The organism is Pleomorphochaeta caudata (assembly GCF_055395745.1).
The window spans coordinates 2,334,037-2,355,627 of sequence record NZ_AP042458.1 but is presented as its reverse complement, the minus strand read 5'-3'; the positions used below and the strand labels follow the sequence as shown (position 1 = coordinate 2,355,627).

The 21,591-nt window shown below is 28.4% G+C and carries 17 protein-coding genes; 11 read left to right on the top strand and 6 right to left on the bottom strand.

Features of this window, described 5'->3' with window-relative positions:
• Window positions 1-23 precede the first annotated feature (23 nt).
• Window positions 24-1,052, top strand: coding sequence for a hypothetical protein (locus ACZ5RS_RS10855; RefSeq protein ID WP_464635316.1), 1,029 nt, complete (start codon window positions 24-26; stop codon window positions 1,050-1,052).
• Here ACZ5RS_RS10855 and murB read toward each other — a convergent pair.
• Window positions 1,047-1,964, bottom strand: coding sequence for a UDP-N-acetylmuramate dehydrogenase (gene murB, locus ACZ5RS_RS10850; protein WP_464635314.1), 918 nt, complete (start codon window positions 1,962-1,964; stop codon window positions 1,047-1,049). The genes ACZ5RS_RS10855 and murB overlap by 6 nt on opposite strands.
• A 142-nt stretch (window positions 1,965-2,106) precedes the next feature.
• Between murB and cysS the strand changes: the two genes are divergently transcribed.
• The 5 genes from cysS to ACZ5RS_RS10825 all read left to right on the top strand — a co-directional run bounded on the left by cysS (window position 2,107) and on the right by ACZ5RS_RS10825 (window position 8,342).
• Complete coding sequence (cysS, locus tag ACZ5RS_RS10845) at window positions 2,107-3,519, top strand: cysteine--tRNA ligase (RefSeq protein ID WP_464635312.1); 1,413 nt, start codon at window positions 2,107-2,109, stop codon at window positions 3,517-3,519.
• Window positions 3,520-3,547: 28 nt separating this feature from the next.
• Window positions 3,548-4,060, top strand: a complete 513-nt coding sequence (locus tag ACZ5RS_RS10840; RefSeq protein WP_464635310.1) for an RNA polymerase sigma factor — start codon at window positions 3,548-3,550, stop codon at window positions 4,058-4,060.
• A 7-nt stretch (window positions 4,061-4,067) separates the two neighbouring features.
• Window positions 4,068-4,613 (top strand): anti-sigma factor family protein, encoded by a 546-nt coding sequence (locus ACZ5RS_RS10835; RefSeq protein WP_464635308.1) that lies wholly within the window; start codon window positions 4,068-4,070, stop codon window positions 4,611-4,613.
• 168 nt (window positions 4,614-4,781) lie between these two features.
• A complete protein-coding gene (locus tag ACZ5RS_RS10830) occupies window positions 4,782-7,436 on the top strand; it encodes a valine--tRNA ligase (protein WP_464635306.1) in 2,655 nt (884 codons plus the stop codon).
• Between the two features lie 69 nt (window positions 7,437-7,505).
• Window positions 7,506-8,342, top strand: a complete 837-nt coding sequence (locus tag ACZ5RS_RS10825) for a hypothetical protein (protein ID WP_464635304.1) — start codon at window positions 7,506-7,508, stop codon at window positions 8,340-8,342.
• Window positions 8,343-8,379: 37 nt separating this feature from the next.
• Here ACZ5RS_RS10825 and ACZ5RS_RS10820 read toward each other — a convergent pair whose 3' ends face one another.
• The 5 genes from ACZ5RS_RS10820 to ACZ5RS_RS10800 form a co-directional block, all read right to left on the bottom strand.
• A complete protein-coding gene (locus tag ACZ5RS_RS10820; RefSeq protein ID WP_464635302.1) occupies window positions 8,380-9,666 on the bottom strand; it encodes a U32 family peptidase C-terminal domain-containing protein in 1,287 nt (428 codons plus the stop codon).
• Entirely contained in the window at window positions 9,659-12,124 is a 2,466-nt protein-coding gene (lon, locus tag ACZ5RS_RS10815; RefSeq protein ID WP_464635300.1) for an endopeptidase La, read from the bottom strand. Before lon ends, ACZ5RS_RS10820 begins: the two co-directional genes overlap by 8 nt.
• A 69-nt stretch (window positions 12,125-12,193) precedes the next feature.
• The gene (locus ACZ5RS_RS10810; protein ID WP_464635298.1) at window positions 12,194-12,817 is read right to left on the bottom strand and encodes a queuosine precursor transporter; all 624 of its coding nucleotides are present in this window, start codon (window positions 12,815-12,817) and stop codon (window positions 12,194-12,196) included.
• A 79-nt stretch (window positions 12,818-12,896) separates the two neighbouring features.
• Window positions 12,897-15,056, bottom strand: coding sequence for a heavy metal translocating P-type ATPase (locus ACZ5RS_RS10805; protein ID WP_464635296.1), 2,160 nt, complete (start codon window positions 15,054-15,056; stop codon window positions 12,897-12,899).
• Between the two features lie 17 nt (window positions 15,057-15,073).
• A complete protein-coding gene (locus ACZ5RS_RS10800; protein WP_464635294.1) occupies window positions 15,074-15,274 on the bottom strand; it encodes a heavy-metal-associated domain-containing protein in 201 nt (66 codons plus the stop codon).
• Between the two features lie 230 nt (window positions 15,275-15,504).
• On the opposite strand from ACZ5RS_RS10800, the gene arcC reads away from it, so the two are divergent.
• The 5 genes from arcC to ACZ5RS_RS10775 all read left to right on the top strand — a co-directional run bounded on the left by arcC (window position 15,505) and on the right by ACZ5RS_RS10775 (window position 21,573).
• On the top strand, window positions 15,505-16,449 hold the full coding sequence (arcC, locus tag ACZ5RS_RS10795) for a carbamate kinase (RefSeq protein ID WP_464635292.1): 945 nt from the start codon (window positions 15,505-15,507) through the stop codon (window positions 16,447-16,449).
• A gap of 316 nt (window positions 16,450-16,765) precedes the next feature.
• Window positions 16,766-17,791: a LacI family DNA-binding transcriptional regulator gene (locus tag ACZ5RS_RS10790; RefSeq protein ID WP_464635291.1), complete on the top strand. Its 1,026-nt coding sequence runs from the start codon at window positions 16,766-16,768 to the stop codon at window positions 17,789-17,791.
• A gap of 252 nt (window positions 17,792-18,043) precedes the next feature.
• Complete coding sequence (locus ACZ5RS_RS10785; protein ID WP_464635289.1) at window positions 18,044-19,552, top strand: sugar ABC transporter ATP-binding protein; 1,509 nt, start codon at window positions 18,044-18,046, stop codon at window positions 19,550-19,552.
• Between the two features lie 17 nt (window positions 19,553-19,569).
• Window positions 19,570-20,568, top strand: a complete 999-nt coding sequence (gene iolG / locus ACZ5RS_RS10780; protein WP_464635287.1) for an inositol 2-dehydrogenase — start codon at window positions 19,570-19,572, stop codon at window positions 20,566-20,568.
• Between the two features lie 9 nt (window positions 20,569-20,577).
• Complete coding sequence (locus tag ACZ5RS_RS10775) at window positions 20,578-21,573, top strand: ABC transporter permease (RefSeq protein ID WP_464635285.1); 996 nt, start codon at window positions 20,578-20,580, stop codon at window positions 21,571-21,573.
• Window positions 21,574-21,591 lie beyond the last annotated feature (18 nt).

Below are 21,591 nucleotides of genomic sequence, written 5' to 3'. Positions count from 1 at the left end.
TAATTTTACTTTGTGTAATAATTTTGATATTGAACAGTTTATTTGGAGCAAATCTTAAAATAGATTATGAAAATAAATTATGTGATATTGATTTTTATATTTCGGATAAAGTAAATAAAGTAACTATAAATTTTCAAAATAACCAGTTAAAAGAAATTAAAACACTAAAATTTGATTTTAATGGGCTTTCTGTAGAAAAGGAAAATATTTTTAGCAATCATCAAATTAAAGTTATTGATAGTCAACTATATTATATTAAGTTGGGTTATCCAAATTTGATATTTAGAACACTATTTTATTCATTAAATCCCAAAAAAATATCGTTAAATACGATAAAATATAAGAGGAAAAATCTTGAAGTAGAAAGTATTTATTATGATATAAAAGATAATGAAAATAAAGAATTTTATTATGATTTTTCAACTTTAAAATATACTGAAAAAGGATTTATTAATTATATTAATTTAAAAGTAGGGGATTTATTATTTAATGAAGAATTAGCTATAACAAATTTTGGAATTTTTTATAGTAGTAAATTAACTTATAAAATAAAAAAATTTGATTTTTTTATAATCAAGAAAAATATAAATGAAAGTTATATATTAGGATATAATTTTAATTACAATAAGATAAATGTAAAAATTTCTGATAATATTTATCCAATTTCAATTTATGGTGGAAGAGGTGTAAAAAGAGCTTTTTCAATAAACAGCAATCTAGAATTAAAATTTAATATTTGTAATATTGATCAACGATTAAAAATAAAAATTAATAATAAAATTTCGTATAATGAATTTTTAATCAAAGAATTAACTCTAGATTATAATATAAGTGATATTTTTTATATTAATAAACAACTTGTAAAATTATCAATAGATTATGAAAATAATAAATTCTCTTATGATATTGAAATTAATGATATTAAATTTTCATATAAAGATAATCAATTTAATATTTATTTTTCAAAAAGTTTTATAAAAAATAATAATATTTTTGAAATTAATATATCAAGTTTGGGTGTGTTAAATTTTTCTTATTTAATAAAATTATGAAAAATCACCTAATAATTGTACTTCATATTCAAGATCTATATCAAATTTTTCCTTAACTTTTTCTTTACATATTTGACTTAATTTAAAAATATCAGCACTAGTTGCATGGCCTCTATTCATAATATAGTTTGCATGTTTATCCCAAATTATAGCATCATTAATACTTTTGTTTTTTAGTCCACATTCTTCAATTAATTTTCCAGCAATTTTACCCTCTGGATTTTTAAAAATGCTACCAGCACTAGGATACATTAATAAACCTTTTGTAATTCTATCTTTAGTATTTTGATCCTTAACTTGTTTTGCAAAAGTACTATATTTGTTTTTATCTAAGAAGAATCCAGCTTCAAAAATTATTACATTATCCATATGTTTAAAAGGACTATCTCTATAATTAAAGTCTTCGCCATCTCTATCCATTCTATGTGATTTCCCATCTAAAGTAATATAATCGACATACAATAATCTATCACTTATTGAATAACCAAAAGCTCCAGCGTTACCATAAAGAGCTCCACCAATAGAACCTGGGATTCCTCCTAAGCCTTCAAGCCCTAACATTCCATCATTTTGTGTTATATTTATTGCTCTATCTAAAGACATTCCTGCTCTACAGGAAAAAACACTACCTCTAACAGAGTATCTACAGAGTTTATGTGTTCTTATAACTAACCCTTCAATAGGTTTGTCACTAACTAATATATTTGAGCCAGAACCCATAATATGAATTTTTAAATTATTTTCTCTAGCATATTTTAAAGATAATATTAATTCTTCATATCTGCCAGGTTCAGAGAAATTTTTCGCATATCCTCCAGTTTTTATAGTCGTAAAAGGAGCTAAAGGAATATTTTTTTGTATTAACTGTTCAAACTTGATTTTTTCATCTTGATAGCTTAAATTATTATTCATATCTATTATATTAACAATGAATAGTTATTATAGCAATTAAAATAACAAAATAGCTTTATTTATTTATAAAATTTAATCTTTCTGTTTATAATAATCATAATCTTTGCTATACTTTATAATAACTATTTTAAAGGAAATATTCATGGCTATTAATTTATACAACACTATGGGACGAAAGCTTGAAGAGTTTAAGCCTATTAATGAAAAAGAAGTTGGCTTATATACTTGTGGTCCTACTGTTTACAACTACGCACATATAGGAAATTTAAGAACATTTATTTTTGAAGATATACTAAAAAGAGTATTGCTTCATTCTAATTATAAAGTCAAACATGTAATGAATATCACTGATGTAGGCCATTTAACTGATGATGGTGATGCTGGTGATGATAAAATGACCAAAAAAGCAAAAGAAAGTGGTAAAAGTGTTTGGGAAATTGCTTCTTTTTATACTGATGCTTTTATTAATGATAGTAATGATTTAAATCTAATTAAACCTACTGTATTGTGTAAAGCTACAGATCATATAAAAGAGATGATTAATTTAATTAAGCGTTTAGAAGCTGGTGGTCATACATATATTAGTGGAGGAAATGTTTATTTCTCTATTGATACTTTTCCAGATTATGGAAAATTAGCAAATCAAAACTTAGATGATTTAAAAACAGCTGTTAGAGAAGATGTTACTGTTGATGAAAATAAGAAAAATAGCAAAGACTTTGTACTATGGTTTACTAATAGTAAATTTGGGGAACAACAAATGATGTGGGACTCTCCTTGGGGTAGAGGTTATCCCGGCTGGCATATTGAATGTTCTGCTATGAGTATGAAATACTTAGGTGAATCTTTTGATATTCACTGTGGTGGTATTGATGCTATTCCTGTTCATCACACAAACGAAATTGCTCAAAGTGAAGCCGCAACAAATCATAAATGGGTTAATTATTGGGTTCATGGTGAATTCTTATTAGATGAAACTGGTAAAATGAGTAAATCAAAAGGTGAATTTTTAACTTTATCTTTATTAAAGAGTAAAGGCTACGATCCAATGGATTATAGATTCTTTGTTCTAGGGGGTCATTATAGATCTCAATTAAGATTTAGTTTTGAAAATTTAGATACTGCAAGAAAAAATAGATTATCAATTGTTTCTAAAATTCAAGATTTACTTGAAGCTGGTGCTAAAAAAATTAAATTAGAAAGTGAAGTAGCTTTAAGTTTAGCAAATGAATTTGATGAATGTGTTAATAATAATATGAATATGCCAAAAGCCGTTGCTGTATTATGGAAAACACTTAAAGCAGATGATATTAGTAATGATGAAAAATATACTTTAATATTATATTTTGATGAAGTATTTGGATTACGTTTTGATGAAGTAAAAAAACCAAAGATGGAAATCCCTAGTGAAATTCAAGAATTAATTGATGCTAGAGTTGAAGCTAAGAAGCAAAAGAATTTTGGAAAAGCGGATAAAATAAGAGATCAGATAACTGATTTAGGTTATATATTAAAAGACACACCAAAAGGTCCAATTTTATCAAAAAAAATGTAACCGTTGTGTTATAGGATTGTTAATAATTATGAAAATACAGAGTAATGATGAACATGATTTTAGGTATATGTATGAAAATACTTTTGCTATGTTGTTTCGAGTTTCGAATAATATAGTAAAAAATCCAGACAGAGCTGAAGAATTATGTCAGGAAGCATTTACAAGATTTTTTGACCAGGGGAAAACTTTTCCTTCTGCTAATGATGCAAAATATTGGTTAATTAGAGTGACTAAAAATCTTTCAATTAACGTTGTTAAGCGCAAAAGCAGAGAGTTGAAAATGATTGAGAAGGTAAAAAAAGAACCTAATCATCATGAAAAGACAGGGGAAGAAGTATTAGTTGAAGATGCTATTTGTGAAGAAGTTATGAATGCAATTGCGCAATTGCCTGAAAAACTTAGACTAGTAATAACATTAAAAACTTATACTGATTTAGATTATAAAGGAATCGGAGAAACTCTTAATATATCTGAGAGTAATGTTAAAGTAAGAGTTTTCAGAGCAAGAAAAATGCTTGAAAAAATTCTTAGCCAGGAGTAAATAATTTATGTGTTTAGATGATGCATTGCTAAATTCTTATCTTGATGGAGAACTACAAGAACCTTGGAAAACCCAAGTTGAAGAACATCTTTCTTATTGTAGTGGTTGTCAAATGAGGTTTAATCAATTAAAAGAATTAGTTAATACTTTACAAGGTGCGACTGTATCTGATGAAGAAATATCTCTTCGTTCAAATCGCGTCATGGAATTCTTTGAGCAAAATCGTTTTAATGAACCTCCTAAAAGTCACCTTTTTAAGAAAAAGATTCAAGTCAGTTTAATTCCGGCATTATTGACAAGTGCTGCTGCAGTTGTAGTTGTATTTATTGGATCATTTGTACTATTTGGATCAAATAACAAACAAACAAGTGAAATAATGCCAGAGGTAATGATGCCTATAAATTCTACAGAAGTTGAACAAGTAAGTGTAAATGAAAAATCTTCATTAGATGATTATTCTTTATCCGAAATTATACATTATTTAGATTCTCAAGGTTATGCTGTTAAATTAGAAGTTAAAGCAGTTAATCCCTTAGAAGATGATACTAATTAGAAAATACATTGAACAACTGATAAAAGGAGCTTTTGCTCCTTTTTTTTATGCCCGTTGAATTTTTAATATAATAAATTTATTTTTCAATAAAATTGTTGTAATCTGTTGTTAACAAATTAGCTTTTTGTTATTATAAACATCAGTATATTTTTGGTAGGAGGATACTATATGAAGGCCGTAGAATTGAAAAAAGCCTATGATCCAAAAGAATTTGAAGAGAGGATTTACCAACAATGGTTGGATAAAGGATTATTTAGTCCACAAGATAATGATAGAGAGCATTATTCTATCGTCATGCCTCCACCAAACGTCACAGGTATTCTCCATATGGGACATGCCCTAAACAATTCATTACAAGATATTTTAATTAGATATTATAGAATGTGTGGAAATCCAACTCTTTGGGTTCCTGGTACTGACCATGCTGGTATTGCTACTCAAAATATTGTTGAAAGACAATTGTTAAAAGAGGGCAAGAGAAGACAAGATCTAGGTAGAGAGAAATTTATTGAAAAGACTTGGGAAGTTAAAGATAAACACCATAAAATAATCAAGAAACAACTTGAAACAATTGGTGCTTCATGTGATTGGAGTCGTGAAAGATTTACAATGGATGAAGGCCTTTCTAAGGCTGTTAGAGAATGTTTTGTAACATTATATGAAAGAGGATTAATTTATAAGGGCGAATATCTTGTAAACTATTGTCCTCATTGTGGAACAGCTTTAGCAGATGATGAAGTAGAACATGAAGATACTCCAGGTAAATTATATGATGTAAAATATCCTTTTGCTGATGGCTCTGGTTCAATTACAGTTGCTACTACTAGACCTGAGACTATGTTTGGTGATATTGCAGTTGCTGTTAACCCTGAAGATGAAAGATATAAACATTTAGTTGGCAAAGAATTAAAATTACCTTTAACAGATAGAATAATCCCAATTATTGAAGATAGTTTTGTATCTTTAGAATTTGGTACTGGTATGGTAAAAATTACTCCTGCGCATGACCCAAATGACTGGGAATGTGGTAAGAGACATAATTTAGAGATTATCAATGTATTAAATCCTGATGGAACACTAAACGATAATTGTCCTGAAAAGTATAGAAATATTGATGCTGCTGAAGCTAGAAGCATTGTTGTAGAAGACTTAAAGGAATTAGGTTATTTAATTAGAGAACAAGAACATAATCATGAAGTAGGCCATTGTTATAGATGTCATCATGTTGTTGAACCTTATTTATCTGAACAATGGTTTGTAAGCATGAAAAGCATGGCTGATAAAGCTTTACAAGCTTGGAAAGATGATAAAATTAGATTCTATCCAAAAAGATGGGAAAATACTTATGAACATTGGTTAACTTCAATTAGAGACTGGTGTATTTCTCGTCAACTATGGTGGGGGCACAGAATACCTGTTTGGTATTGCCAAGATTGTGGCCACATGATGGTTTTAAGAGATGATCCATGTGAATGTGAAAAATGTAAATCTAAGAATATTAAACAAGAATCTGATGTTTTAGATACTTGGTTTAGTTCTTGGTTGTGGCCTTTCTCAACTTTAGGTTGGCCTGAAAAAACTGTTGATTTTGAAAAATATTTCCCAACAAGTTCATTAGTTTCTGGCTATGATATTATCTTCTTCTGGATAGCAAGAATGATAATGGCAAGCTTAGAATTTATTGGTGAAGTTCCATTTAGAGATGTTTATTTGACTGGTTTAGTTCGTGATAAACAAGGCAGAAAAATGAGTAAGTCTTTAGGTAATGGTATCGACCCAATTGATGTAGTTAACCAATATGGTGCAGATGCAATGAAATTTACTCTTGCATATATGGCAACCCAAGGCCAAGACATCTTAATCGATATGGATTCTTTTAAACTTGGTTCTAGATTTGCAAATAAAGTTTGGAATGCTACTAGATACTTATTGATGAACTTAGATGGTAGAACTCTAGTTGATTTAGATAAAATTGAATTAGATACTATGGACAAGTGGATTTACAACAGTTTAAATAATGCTTCTAAGAAAGTTGAAGATTCTATGAAAAACTATAGATTCAATGATGGAGCTAGTGCTGTTTATGACTTCTTCTGGAATGATTTCTGTGACTGGTATGTTGAAGCTTCTAAAGAAAAATTATATAGCGATGATGAAAGTGTTAAAGATAAAGCTATTAGTGTATTACTTGATTTATTAGCTGAATCTATGCGTTTAATGCATCCTTATCTTTCTTTCTTGTCTGAAGAAATTTATTCAAAATTGCCTAATGTTGATGATCAATTAATTACTAGTCAATATCCTCAATTTATGGATAGTAGAGTATACGAGAAAGAAACTAAAGTTGTTGAAGCAATGCAAGAGGCCGTAAAAGGTATTCGTGCAGTTAGAGCTGATTTACAAATTACAGTTGAAAAGAAAATTAAAGTTGTAATTAAACTAGATGCTGATTTTGTAGCAACAGATTTCTTTGAAGCTAAAAAGAATTTATTAATGACATTTATTAATGCTAGTAGTCTTGATATTGATAAAGATAATTCAATTGATATTTCTAAAGCAGTACCTGTAGCCGGAAGTGGTTTTGAAGCTTTTATTTTTGTAGGTGATATTATCGATGTTGATAAAGAAATTTCCAAATTAGAAAAAGAACTAGCAAAAACTAATAAAAGTTTAGAAGGTACAATGAGAAAGCTTTCAAATGAAAAATTTATTAATAATGCTGCTCAAGCTGCAATTGATAAAGAAAATAAAAAGAAAGCTGAATTTGAAGAAAAAATTGAAAAGACTGAAAAACATATTAAGTTATTAAAATCTTTAAAATAATCTTTAATTAAAAAAGAGCTTAAACTCAAAGTGAAGTTTAGGCTCTTTTTGTCTATATTGGGAGGTAATATGGCAACAAAAATACTTTTTATAGGTAATGTTATTAAGAAAATTGAAAAAAATAATATTAATTATGATACAAATATAATTGATGCTGCGCTTGCCACCTATGCTTCTAATGGGAAACCTATAATTCTTACAAATATTAAAAAAGAAGATGCAAATATAGTCTTTAAAAAGTTAATTGATTTAGATATAGAAATTATAATTAAAGATGATTCAAAAACTACAACTATTATTGATGATAAAATTTGTGAAATAGCGAATCCTATTTCAATTGATAACATATTAGAAATAGATGCTAATTATTACTATTTTATTCCAACTCTTAATAATGATGTTGATGAATCAATTTTTCAAATTCTTGGATCTAAGAATAAGAAAATGGCTCTTTCATTAACTGGTTTTATGAATTATATAAAAAATGATCAAATATCTATTGAAAAATATTCATCATTAAATGAAATATTAAAATATTTAGATCATATTGTTTTAGATAAAGATCAATGCTTTATACAAGAATTTTCTCATGATGAAGATCATGTAGCTAAAAGATATGCAAAACTTGGTTGTAAAGAGGTCTTAATCCCTTACTATGAGGCGTTATTCAATTATAGGGATAATTTCTTTTATCGTTGTAAATATGTACTAGATGGCGAAATTTTAATTAATAGAATAGGGGATGTAGCTTTAGCTTCATATATTTCTCAAACAGATATATTAATTAAAGAAGAAGCATTATTTTATGCGACAGCTCTAGCTTGTTTTTATATGGATAAAAATGATTTAACTAAATTAAGCAAAGAAGAAATTAATTTTAAAATGATAGAAATAGGGATTGTTTAGTAAATAAAAGGGTAACTAAAATTGTTACCCCTTATTATTAAGTTCTTTGTGAATTTAATTCTCTAGTTGATTTGATTTCACCGTTATTTAATCTTCTAATAATATAACCTTCTTTGACAGGCTTATTAGTTTTTAAATATTGGACTTTACCATGATCTATTTGAGAAACTTCTTCAAAGTCACTATTTAATAATGTATAATCACTATCTTCGATATTTAAGATATCTTTACCAATATATTCAATAGTTTGTCCTTGTTTAACTTGGAATCTAACATCTAAATCCCAAATACCTTCTTTGACCTCTTTATTAATTATACCAATAAATAAATAGTTTCTCTCATAGCCATCAGTAGTTGGATCACTAATATTATCTTTTTCTTTATCATTGAAAAAGAATCCAGTTGAATATTTTCTATGACTTATATTAAATAAATCTTTTCTATATTCAGGAAGTAAAGGATCATTATCAATAGCTTTTCTATATGCTCTAGTAACAACAGCATCGTAGTAAAGACTTTTCATTCTCCCTTCGATTTTTAAACTATTAACTCCAGCATCAATTAATTCATTAACATGATCAATCATGCACAAATCTTTACTGCTTAATATAGTTGTAAACCCATCTTCTTCGCTAATAGGATAATACTCATTAGGTCTCTCGTATTCTTCTAAAGCTAAAGTTTCACTTTTTAATACTTTTTCTAGCTCATTATTAGCCATTAATCGATAATTCCATCTACAAGAGTGAGCACAATCTCCTTGGTTAGCACTTCTATTAGAAAAAAATGACGATAGAATGCATCTACCAGAATAAGCCATGCACATAGCACCATGTACAAAGGTTTCTAATTCTAATTCAGGAGCTGCATCTTTAATTCTTTTTATATCATCAATTGAGGCTTCTCTTCCAAGAATAATTCTAGAAAACCCTAATCTGCTATATACTTTAGCTGCAGCTGAGTTAATACAGCTAGCTTGTGTAGATAAATGCACCTCAGCTTCAGGAATTTCAGTTTTAATGATATCCATAGCACCAACATCAGTTACAATATAGGCATCAAATGGCCAAGATTTTAATTCTCTAGCTTGTGCTCTTAAATCTTCTAATTGACCTTCATGGAATATTATATTAAGTGTACAATATAGTTTTTTATTATATTGTTGTTTAATTTTAAAAAGTTCTTCTTTTTGGTTAATGTTTATATTTTTTGCATTAGCTCTAAGTGAAAACTTTGGTAATCCCATATAAGCTGCATCTGCCCCAAAGGCAAATGCAGTTTTTAATTTTCTAATGTCTCCTGCTGGACTTAATAACTCAACCACGTAAAGCCTCCTTAATAGCAGTTGAAACAGCTTCACTTATAAGCTTTGTTTGTTCATTATTGCTTTCAGGTTTTTCTACAACAGGTCTCTTTGCTTCTTTGTCATTAGGGAATGCAATTTCTAGTACTTGAGATACATCATCTACCAAATGGAATTCTATACCCTTAGTTACTTTTTCATCTAATTTGTCCAAATCTTTCTTGTTTTGCTTAGGAATTATAATTTCTTTAATCTTATTTCTCTTAGCAGCAAGAACTTTTTCTTTTAAGCCACCGATTGGCATTACTTTACCCATAAGAGATAATTCACCAGTCATAGCAAGTCTTGGTTTAATTACTTGATTTGTAACTAAAGAATATATAGCAGTGGTCATAGTAACACCTGCACTTGGACCATCTTTTTTAATTGCACCTTCTGGTACATGGATGTGAATATCATAATTATTAAAATATTCTATACTCAATCTATATTTCTTTACATTACACTTTAAGTAAGTATAAGCAATATTAATACTTTCCTTCATAACATCACCTAATTGGCCAGTTAATTGAAGTTTACCATTTCCTTTTGCAGCTTGAGATTCAATTGCAAGAGTGTCGCCACCCATTGCAGTCCAAGCTAAACCAATAGCCATACCTGGTTTATTTGCAACAATTATATTGTCGCTTGTAAAATATGGTATACCTAAGAAATCAATAACATCTTTTTCTGAAACTTTGATTGGTCTCTCAATATCACTATTTTCTACAATTTTCATTGCAAATTTTCTGTTTATTTTATTTAAATTCTTTTCAAAATTTCTAACACCAGCTTCTCTAGAATACTCTTCAGCTATCTGTTTTAATATTTTTGAAGAATAAATAATGTCATCTTTTTCTAATCCCATTTTTTTAAGAGATTTAGGAACAAGATATTTTTTACCAATCATTACTTTTTCATCGGAAGTATATCCACCAACTTCAATTAATTCCATTCTATCTAGTAGGGGACCAGGGATTCCATTAATACTATTAGCAGTAGCAATGAATAATACATTTGATAAATCAAAAGGTAAATCCAAATAGTTATCTCTAAATGAGAAGTTTTGTTCAGGATCTAATACTTCTAATAAAGCTGATGCTGGATCTCCTTGGAAGGATTGCCCCATCTTATCAATTTCATCAATTAAGAAAAGAGGATTATTAGTTTTACAAGTTTGTAAGCCTTTAATGATTTTTCCAGGAATAGCTCCAACATAAGTTCTTCTATGTCCTTTTATTTCACTTTCATCTTTCATACCACCAACAGAAAATCTAAAATATTCTTTATTTAATGCAGTAGCAATTGATTTACCAATACTTGTCTTACCAACACCAGGTGCACCAACAAAACAAATGATGGCTCCCTTGTTATCTTTTTTAAGAGCTCTAATTGCCAAATATTCTAATATTCTATCTTTTACATCAAACATGCCATAATGGTCTCTATTTAATATTTTTCTTGCAGATGCAATCGATATGGCTTTATCTTCACTTGGTTTCCAAGGAAGTTTTAATATGTTTTCAATATAATTTCTAGTAACATTAAAATCCGGAACAATCATTTCAATGCCTTTTAATTTTTCAAGTTCATCAAAAACTTTTTCACGAACTTCATCATTAAAATATTGCTCAACTTCTTTGATCTGTTGTTCCATTTTTGCAATTAATGCCATTTTAGGGTCACTAGCCATACCTAGTTCCATTTGAATGGTTTTTAATTCTTGTCTTAAGAAATATTCTCTTTGTTGTTTTTCAACTTTTTTATTTACTTTAAATAGAATGCTTTTTTGAATTCTTGAAATCTCTTGTTCATTTTTTATATGAATAAGTAATTTTTCAATTCTTTCTCTTATATCTAAACATTCTAGTAATTCTTGTTGTTCAATACCAGAAATTTCTAAATTAGAAATTAAAAAGTCAGCTAATTTACCAGGTTCTTCAATATTAATCATATTGAGTTTTAATTGCTCATTAAGCATTGGATCCTGATCAGCGAGTTTTTTTATTTCAGTAAATAATTGTCTAGCCCAAGGTATTAATTCATCTTTGTCATAATCTTCATCTTCAAGATATTCAACTTCTGCAATAAGATATTTACCACTGTTTAAAAACGAAGTGACGCCAAATCTTTTTATTGTAGAAATAAATACATGAACACCACCATCAGGTAGTTTTATTTGTTTTATAATCTTCGCAATTGTACCTACAGTATATAAAGAATCTTCTTCCTCAACTGTGTCGCTTTTATTATCTTTAGATAGTAGAAGACCAATCATTCCACCATGCTTAATTGCTTTATTAATAACATCAATGTCCTGTGTTTCAGTAAACATTAAATGAGTTAAAAGTCCTGGGAAAACAGGTACAGGTCCAACTGGTAATATAAAAAGGTTTGAAGGAAGATTTCTTTCTTCATCCAATAGATCTATATCTTTCATATTTCCTCCAAAAATTTGTATCTATATACTATAAGGTAATCAAAAAAAAACTTTGAGGATAGAGTTTTTTTAATCTTTTTTTAACCATTTTACACCTAAGTAACAAAATGGGGTATCTATTAATGCAAATATAATTTTAAAAATCCAATATGGTATTATTAATGAAAAAATAAATGTAACATTATATTTTGGATTTATGTTATAAAATGCAATGAACATAAATATTGTAGTATCAAAAAACTGACTAACCATAGTAGAAATATTATTTCTAATCCAAAGATGTTTTTCTTTAGTTAACCTTTTAATAAAAGAGAATATCAATATATCAATATTTTGACTAAACATAAAGCTAATCAAGGACGCAAGAGTCATTCTTAATGTCGATTCAAAAATATCTTTATATTCTGTGTTTAAATGGTAACTTGAATGAGGCTCAATAGCAACACATAAACTCACCATTAAAAATAAGAAAATTAACATTATTATAGAAACTCTAACAAAAAATAAAGCTCTTTTTTTCCCTTTTACTTCTCCAACAATATCTGTAACTAGAAAAAGAATTGGCATAAAGAAAATGCCAACTGAAACTCGAATATTAAATAAATTTATTATTTTAGTCCCTATAGTATTAACAAGTACCATTGAGGTTATAAATAGAGCAAATAAAAAATATTCTTTTTCACTTGAGTCCATTGTTAATCTCCTAAAAATATTTTTTAATTAATATCATGAATAGGTTTAAAAAACAATAGACTCAAAATAATTTATTATTTTATTTAAAGCGGTTTAACCTTAGAGCATTAGTTACTACAAAAAGGGAGCTGAAACTCATACAGAGAGCTGCAAGTGCAGGGGTTAGTTGTAAGTTAAATTTCACAAATAAACCTGCTGCAATAGGAATACTAACTGTATTATAGAAGAATGCCCAGAATAAATTTTGTTTAATATTTCTCATAGTAGCTTTAGATAATCTTCTAGCAGTTATTACATCTTTTAGTGATCCATTTATCAAAACAATTGAGGCACTTTCTTTAGCTACATCACTAGCTTTAGCAACTGCAATTCCAATATCAGCACTACTTAGAGCTGGAGCATCATTAATTCCATCCCCAATCATAGCTGTCATTGTATTCTCAGTTTTTTTAGATTTAATAAAAGCTTCTTTTTCATCTGGTAATAAAGCAGCTTTATATTCATTAATTTTTAATTCATTTGCAAGAGATTTTGCTGTATTCTCATTATCACCAGTTAATAAAGTCGATTTAATATTATTATCATTTAGATATTGAATTAATTCATAACTTTCATTTCTGATAGTATCTTTTACTCCAAATAGAGCAATTATTTTACCATCTTCTTCTAAGAATAAAGTTGTAAAACCATCTTTTTGTAAATTTATATTTTCTTCGTTTTGAATTGAATCAATATTTTTAATTAATTTATCATTACCAATTTTATAGTTTTTAGAATTAATAGTTGAAACAACACCTTGTCCCATTACAACGTTAAATTCTTCACATTTTAATAATTCTAAATTTGATTCTTTTGCTTTATTTACAATTGCTTTAGAAATAGGGTGTTCACTATTATTTTCCATAGAAGCAGCTATTTTTAATGCTTCATCTTTGTCATAGTTATCAAATGTGATAATTGAATAAAGTTGTAATTCACCTTTGGTTAAAGTACCTGTTTTATCAAACATGAAATGATTTACTTTTTGTAATACTTCTAGTTCTTTAGCATCTCTAAATAAAATTCCAAGTTTTGCGCCTTTTCCACTTGCAACCATAATTGCAATTGGAGTTGCTAATCCTAATGAACAAGGACAAGCAATAACTAATACACTTACACTCTTTGATAAAGAGTATCCAATGTCTTTAGAAAGTAAGTACCAGATAACAAATGTTGCTATAGAAATTAGTAGAACAATTGGAACAAAAATGCCAGAAACTTGGTCTGCAACTCTAGCAATTGGTGCTTTTGAGCCTTGAGCTTGTTTAACAAGTTTTATTATATTTGCAAGAGCAGTATCATTTCCAACTTCAGTTGCTTTATAAGTTATAGCTCCTGTGGTATTAATTGTAGCTGCATAAACTTTATCACCAGTTTCTTTATACACAGCAACACTTTCTCCGCTGAGCATAGATTCATCAATAGCAGTTTTACCTTCAATAATAACACCATCAACTGGTAATTTTTCACCAGGTTTAATTAAAATAATATCACCAACAACAACTCTTTTAATATTAATAACAGATTCTAAACCATTTCTAATAACAGTTGCTGTTTCAGGAGTTAATTTCATTAGAGATTTAATTGCATCTTTAGTTTTTTCTTTTGATCCAAATTCTAAATATTTTCCAAGTTTTACTAGAGTAATAATCATAGCAACACCATCAAAATATAATGGAGAATTTGTAAAAATACTTACAGTGCTGAATATAAAACTTGCACTAGTAGCTATTGCTACAAGAGAATCCATATTTGGTTGTAAATGGAAAAGAGTTTTAAAGCCTTTTGTAAAAAAATGATATCCACATAGCATAACTAAAAAAGCTAAAACCATTTGTACAAAGGGTAGTTTAGGTATTTTTAGTCCAAACATAGGCCCCATAGCTATAACCATCAAAATTGAAGTTAGAACAATTGATATAATTAAGAGTATTTTTCGAGTTGAATGAGTTTTTGATTTTTCCTCTTCAATATCTTCTTCTTTATCAACAATACTGTAACCAGCTTTTTCTATAGTTGCTTTGATTTTTTCATCATTTACTTTTGTTGCATCATAATCGATAGTTGCTGTTTCACTTGCAAGATTAACACTTGCATTATCAACACCATCCATTCTCTTTAGTGCTCTTTCTACAGCAGCACTACAAGCGGCACATTCCATGCCGCCAACTATTACTTCACTGTGAGTTTTTTTATCCATAATTATATCTTTATTTTTTATATTACATCATAACCAATATCATAGATAAGGGTTTTTGCATCTTCTATATTAAAATCATCATCACTTTCAATTGTAACTTTTCCACTTTGTGCATCAGCTTCAACACTTTTTACATGATCAAGTTTTAATAATCCATTTTTCACTTTATTTTCGCAATTTATACACATCATACCTTTTGTATTAAGAGTTGTAGTCATAGTAATCCTTCCTTATGAAATTTGTTAACTTCGTTTAACTTAAAGATAGCGAAAAGTCTATAATAAGTCAAGAAAAGTATGAATGCATTTTCATGTAATGATAAAAAAAATATTTTTTAAAAATAGTATAAAAAAGTGTTGCATTTTGTTGCATTTATGGTATTATACAGACATAAAAAATTACAAATAACAAATAATGAGTGAGTTTTATAAGCATTATGGAGGAAATGATGGATAGTAAATTAATAGTAATCGCAATTGGAGGAAACTCTTTAATTGAAGATTCAAAACATGTAACTGTTAAATCACAATATGAAGCAGCAAGAAAGACTGCTGAACATATTGCAAAATTAGTTCAAGATGGACATAAAGTTGTAATAGCTCATGGTAATGGACCACAAGTTGGTTTTATTTTATTAAGAGCAGAACATTCTACTGATATTTTACATGCTGTACCATTAGATTCTTGTGTTGCAGATACACAAGGTGCAATTGGTTATCAATTACAAATGGCATTAGATAATGAATTTGAAAAAGTTGGATTAAAAAATAAAGTTGCAACTATAGTTACTCAAGTTGAAGTATCTAACGATGATCCATCATTTAATAGTCCTTCCAAACCAATTGGTAGCTTTATGAGTGAAGAAGTTGCAAAAGAAAGAATGGAAAAAAATGGTTGGATTTGTAAAGAAGATGCTGGTAGAGGTTGGAGACGTGTTGTACCATCTCCTAAACCACAATCAATTGTTGAAATTGATACAGTAAAAATCTTAGGTGATAATGGTATTACTGTAATTGCTGCTGGTGGTGGTGGTATCCCAGTTGTAAGAAATGAAGATGGAACTTTAGTAGGTAAGGAAGCTGTAATTGATAAAGATTTAGCTGCTGCATTAATGGCAAAACAATTAGGAGCTGATTTATTTGTTATTTCAACTGCTGTTGAAAAAGTTTGCTTAAACTACGGTAAACCAAATCAAAAAACTTTAGACACTATTACTACAAAAGAAGCAAAAGAATATATTGATGAAGGTCATTTTGCACCAGGTTCAATGCTTCCAAAAGTACAAGCTATTGTTGACTTTGTTGAAAGCACTGGTAACATGGGATTAATAACTGATCCAGCTAATTTATATAATGCTCTTCATGGAGATGAAGGTACAAAAGTCGTTAAATAATTTTAAAATATATACCCCCTCAATTTACATATATTTACTTATTGTTGCTCTATGAATTTAGAGCAACTTTTTTTTGCAAATCAATTTTTCCGCAAAAATTTCAAACGTTTGTAATAAAAAACTTAATTTATGTATAGTGTTTAATATGTTAATTTTTATTAATTTACAAATAAAAAATAATTATTGAAAAAAGAATTTTGTATACAATAATATAAAATAGAGCAAAATTTAATAGATGATTTTAATTAATATTTTTACTTGATATATATTTAAAAGTAATATCATAATATAATATATAGAGTTTTAGAGAGGTAATATGCCTAATAACATTACAATCAAAGATATTGCAGCTATTGCTGGGGTTAGTTATTCCACTGTTTCACGTTGTTTAAATGATAGTCCCTTAGTTTCAGAAAAAACTAAGGAAAGAGTAAATCAAATAGCCAAAGAATTAGATTTTGAATTTAACGCTAATGCTAGAGGTTTGATTACAAGTAAGGCTAATGCAGTTGGAATTGTTTTACCTGAAGGGTTCTCCCAAGTAAATGTTAATGCATACCATGGATTATTATTAAATTCATTAAGAAATAGTTTGGAAAAAAGGGATGTTGATTTAATAATCACATACCAAACTAATCACTTTACAAAACAAAATAATATAATTCGATTAGTTAATAGAAAGAAAATTGATGGTTTAATATTACTTATAGAAGATCCAACAACTGAAACTATTTCATTTATAAATAGTAGACAAGTCCCTGCAGTATTTGTTCACTATCCACCTACTAAAAAAATAGATAATTTTGATATTATATACACAGATCACTATGTTGGAGGACAGATTGTTGCTAAACATCTATTAAATAAAGGCCATAAAAACTTTAGTGTTATTGCTGTAAAAGACTATCATAAAGAGTTCTATTTAAGAGAAGTAGGGTTCTGCGATGAAGTATTAAAAAATGGTGGTACAATAAATAAACTATACTCTCCTTTAGATTATTGGGGTGGTAAAAAATGTTGTGAAGATAATTTAGATTCAATATTGAAAACTACTGCTTTATTTGGTTTAAACGATTTAATAGCTCTTGGTGCTATGAGAGCACTAAAAAATAATAAAATAAATATACCAAATGACATAGCATTAGTAGGTTATGATAATAGTGAATTTAGTGAATATTCAAATCCATCCTTAACAACGATTCACCAACCACGTGAAGAATTAGCTTATTTTTCACTTGAAAAGCTATTTGCTCAAATAAATAAAGAGTATGATAATGCTAATAGCCAAATGCGAAAGAAAATTAGTATACAACCTGTTTTGATAGAAAGAGATTCTAGTTAGAATTTTTATTTATATAAGTTAAGCCATCTTTTTAGATGGTTTTTTTATTTGTTTTTAAATTTAAAGAGTTTTATAAATTTGAATTTTGTATACAAAAATGGCTTAATCGATAAACTGTTATAGACATAACTATATCGATAATATAATATTTTTTTATTTTCCTTGACTGATGTTAATTTCCGATTTTAGGATATAAATATGAAAACGTTTGCAAATGACGAATAGATATTTTCGTTCGAGTAGGAGGCTTTTGTGAATAATACAGAAAACATTCTAGAGCTATCTGGTATTACAAAAATTTATCCAGGTGTTGTAGCATTAGATAATGTAAGTATGAATGTAAAACGAGGGGAAGTTCATGGACTCATCGGTGAAAATGGCGCAGGGAAATCAACATTAATAAAAACTTTAGCCGGTGCTCATAAACCTAATAGTGGAAAAATAATTTATGATAATAATGAATATGAATATTTTTTACCTCATGAAGCAATGAATTTAAAAATTGCTTGTATTTATCAAGAATTAAATCAAGTTCCATATATGAGTGTTATGGAAAATATTTTTCTAGGAAGAGAATTATATAAAAAAAATGGTTTTTTAGATCTTAAGACAATGGAAAAAGAAACAAAAGATGTTTTAAGAGAATTTGAATTAGATATTAATCCTCATACTCAATTAGGTTTGTTAGGTGTTGGTACTAGACAAATGGTCGAAATTTGTAAAGCTGCACATGCAAATTCTAAATTATTAATAATGGATGAACCAACAGCTGCTTTAAGTGAAAAAGAAACTAAAGAGTTATTTAAAATAATTGCTAAGCTCAAAGAAAAGGGTGTAACAATGATTTATATTTCTCACAGACTTGAAGAAGTCCAATATGCTTGTGATACCTTAACAGTTTTAAGAGATGGTCAGGTTGTAATTGATGGAGCAAATGTAAAAGATACAACAGTTGATGATATGGTTTCATACATGGTTGGTCATGATATTAAGCAAAAATATCCTAAAAAAGAATTTAAAATTGGTGAAAAAGTTTTAGAAGTAAAAAATTTAACAAGAAAAGGTTATTTCAATGATGTAAGTTTTTCAGTTAGAACAGGTGAGATTTTAGGTTTTGCAGGTCTTGTTGGTGCCGGTAGAACTGAAGTAATGAGAGCTCTAACAGGCGCTGATCCTTTAGATTCTGGAGAAATCTTAATTGATGGTAAACCCGTTAAGATTAATAATCCAAAAGATTCAATCGAAAATGGTATTGCTTTCTTAACTGAAGATAGAAAAGGCCAAGGTTTAATCTTATTACAATCTGTAGAATTTAATACAACATTAGTTACTTTAAAATCATTTAAACAAAAAGGTTTTATTAATTTACAAAAAATGAATGAAGAAAGTGAGAGACTTGTAAAAAATCTTAGAATTAAAGTTCCTCATGTTCATACTCTCGCTGGTGCTTTATCAGGGGGTAATCAACAAAAAGTAGTTTTAGCAAAATGGTTAATATCTAAAGCAAAAATATTCATTATTGATGAACCAACTAGAGGTATCGATGTTGGAGCAAAAATTGAAGTGTATAACTTAATCAATGAGTTGCTTGATCATGGTGCTGCAGTAATTATGGTTAGTAGTGAAATGGATGAGTGTATGGGTATTTCTGATAGGATTGTTGTAATGCATGAAGGAGAAAAAATGGGTGAAATAATGAGGCCTGATTTTACTCAAGAAAAGATTATGTATGCAGCTTCTGGAATTAAAATTGATGAATGAGGGGAGATAATATAAAAATGAGAAAGGTAAAAGTAGCTGTTATTGGATTGGGTAGACTTGGTTCAAGACATGCAACAAATTTACAAACAAGGATTTTTGATGCTGATTTAGTAGCTGTATCTGATGTAAGTGAAAAAGCTCTAAACAGTTTTGTAGAAAAATTTCCTAATGTAAAAGGCTATTTAGATTATAAAGAAATGCTATTAGATAAATCAATTGAAGCAGTTATTGTTGCATCCTCAACAAGCACCCATGCTCAAACAGTAATTGATTGTATCAATGCAGATAAAAAAGTTTTTTGTGAAAAGCCTTTAGCTGTTAGTTTAGAACAAGCTATTGAAGTTCAAAATATCGTTGAAGGAAAAGACGGTTATCTTCAATTAGGCTTTATGAGAAGATTTGATACTCCTTATGTAAAAGCAAAACAAAAGATTGATAGTGGTGAAATTGGAAAACCTGTTTCATTATTAGCAATTTCTAGAGACCCAGAGTGTCCTCCAATGGAATTTGCAAAAAATAGTGGTGGCTTGGTAAACGATATGGCAATCCATGATATTGATTTATGTAGATGGCTTATGGACAGTGAAGTTAAAGAAGTTTTTGCCCATGGTGGAGTAGTAAGATTTGAACAATTAAGGGAAATTGGTGATATAGATCATGTAAATATTTCTATTGTTTTTGAAAATGGAAAAATGGCTTTAGTGGAAACTAGTAGAAATAGTGCATATGGCTATGATATTAGAACTGAAGTTGTCTGTGAACATGGTGCTGTAGAAATTGGAAGATTACAAGCTGAAGATACAATTTATAAAACACCAAATTCAAAAAGTGTTAGAACTATATCAGGATTTTTAGATCGATTTGAAGAATCATATTTTAATGAAGTAAATATTTTTATTGAAAACATTATTAATGATATAAAACCTAGTGTTAGCGCTATTGATGGCGTTAAAGCTATAAAAATTGCAGATGCAATTAACCAAAGTATAAAAACAAACAAAAGTGTGAGATTGTAGGAGAAAGTGATGAAAGAAACTGCGACAAATAATAATGCATTTATTAAATTCATAAAGAAAATGAATAAGCGCAATAGTGCAACAGGAATTATAATGAGCCTTATTGTATTATGTATAGTAATAACAATATTAGCTCCAAGATTTATAACAATTGCAAATCTAAAGAATGTTTTATCGCAAGCGACCGTTAATGCAATTATCGCAATTGGTGAGTTTTTAGCAATATTAACAGCTGGTATCGATTTATCCATTGGATCAATTTTAGCTTTTTCTATAATGATGCTTGGTATATTTGCTGTTAATTTACAATTAAACCCAATATTAGCAATGGTATTAGCTTTAGCAGTTGGTGCAGCATTTGGATTCTTTAATGGATTTTTATTAACTAAATTTAAATTACCTCATCCATTTATTTCAACAATTGGTACAAAGATGATTGGTGCTGGTTTAGCTTTAGCCGTAACTAATGCAATGCCAATATCAGGATTTGCACCTTCAATTCAATTTATCGGAAGTAGTAGTTTTGGAATTCTTCCAGTAAGTGTAATTTTAGTAGTAATAGTTTATGTATGTATGTACATATTTATGAATAGAACTGCAACAGGTAGATATATTTATGCTGTTGGTGGTAACAAAGAAGCAACTAGATTAAGTGGTATTAATGTTAATAAAGTTTTATTAATTGTTTATTCCTTAAGTGGTTTCTTTGCAGCACTTGCAGGTATCGTATTAGTAGGTAGAGTAAACGCAGCATACCCTCTAGCTGGTAAAGACTATGAAACAGATGCCATTGCATCCGTTATCATTGGTGGTGCTAGTTTTGCAGGTGGTGTTGGTCAAATTCAAAATACAATCATTGGTGTATTAATAATCGCTGTTTTGAGAAATGGATTAAACTTATTAAATGTTGATTCAGCATATCAAACAGTAGCAATTGGTGTAGTTATTATCTTAGCTGTTTACTTAGATGTATTAAGAAACCAATCTTCAAAAATTAAAAAATAAAAAATTAAAAATAAATTT

Coding starts and splice junctions, on each gene's coding strand:
- murB (WP_464635314.1), bottom strand. CDS start 1,964: ATGAATAATAATTTAAGCTATCAAGATGAAAAAATCAAGTTTGAACAG.
- cysS (WP_464635312.1), top strand. CDS start 2,107: ATGGCTATTAATTTATACAACACTATGGGACGAAAGCTTGAAGAGTTT.
- ACZ5RS_RS10840 (WP_464635310.1), top strand. CDS start 3,548: ATGAAAATACAGAGTAATGATGAACATGATTTTAGGTATATGTATGAA.
- ACZ5RS_RS10835 (WP_464635308.1), top strand. CDS start 4,068: ATGTGTTTAGATGATGCATTGCTAAATTCTTATCTTGATGGAGAACTA.
- ACZ5RS_RS10830 (WP_464635306.1), top strand. CDS start 4,782: ATGAAGGCCGTAGAATTGAAAAAAGCCTATGATCCAAAAGAATTTGAA.
- ACZ5RS_RS10825 (WP_464635304.1), top strand. CDS start 7,506: ATGGCAACAAAAATACTTTTTATAGGTAATGTTATTAAGAAAATTGAA.
- lon (WP_464635300.1), bottom strand. CDS start 12,124: ATGAAAGATATAGATCTATTGGATGAAGAAAGAAATCTTCCTTCAAAC.
- ACZ5RS_RS10810 (WP_464635298.1), bottom strand. CDS start 12,817: ATGGACTCAAGTGAAAAAGAATATTTTTTATTTGCTCTATTTATAACC.
- ACZ5RS_RS10805 (WP_464635296.1), bottom strand. CDS start 15,056: ATGGATAAAAAAACTCACAGTGAAGTAATAGTTGGCGGCATGGAATGT.
- ACZ5RS_RS10800 (WP_464635294.1), bottom strand. CDS start 15,274: ATGACTACAACTCTTAATACAAAAGGTATGATGTGTATAAATTGCGAA.
- arcC (WP_464635292.1), top strand. CDS start 15,505: ATGGATAGTAAATTAATAGTAATCGCAATTGGAGGAAACTCTTTAATT.
- ACZ5RS_RS10790 (WP_464635291.1), top strand. CDS start 16,766: ATGCCTAATAACATTACAATCAAAGATATTGCAGCTATTGCTGGGGTT.
- iolG (WP_464635287.1), top strand. CDS start 19,570: ATGAGAAAGGTAAAAGTAGCTGTTATTGGATTGGGTAGACTTGGTTCA.
- ACZ5RS_RS10775 (WP_464635285.1), top strand. CDS start 20,578: ATGAAAGAAACTGCGACAAATAATAATGCATTTATTAAATTCATAAAG.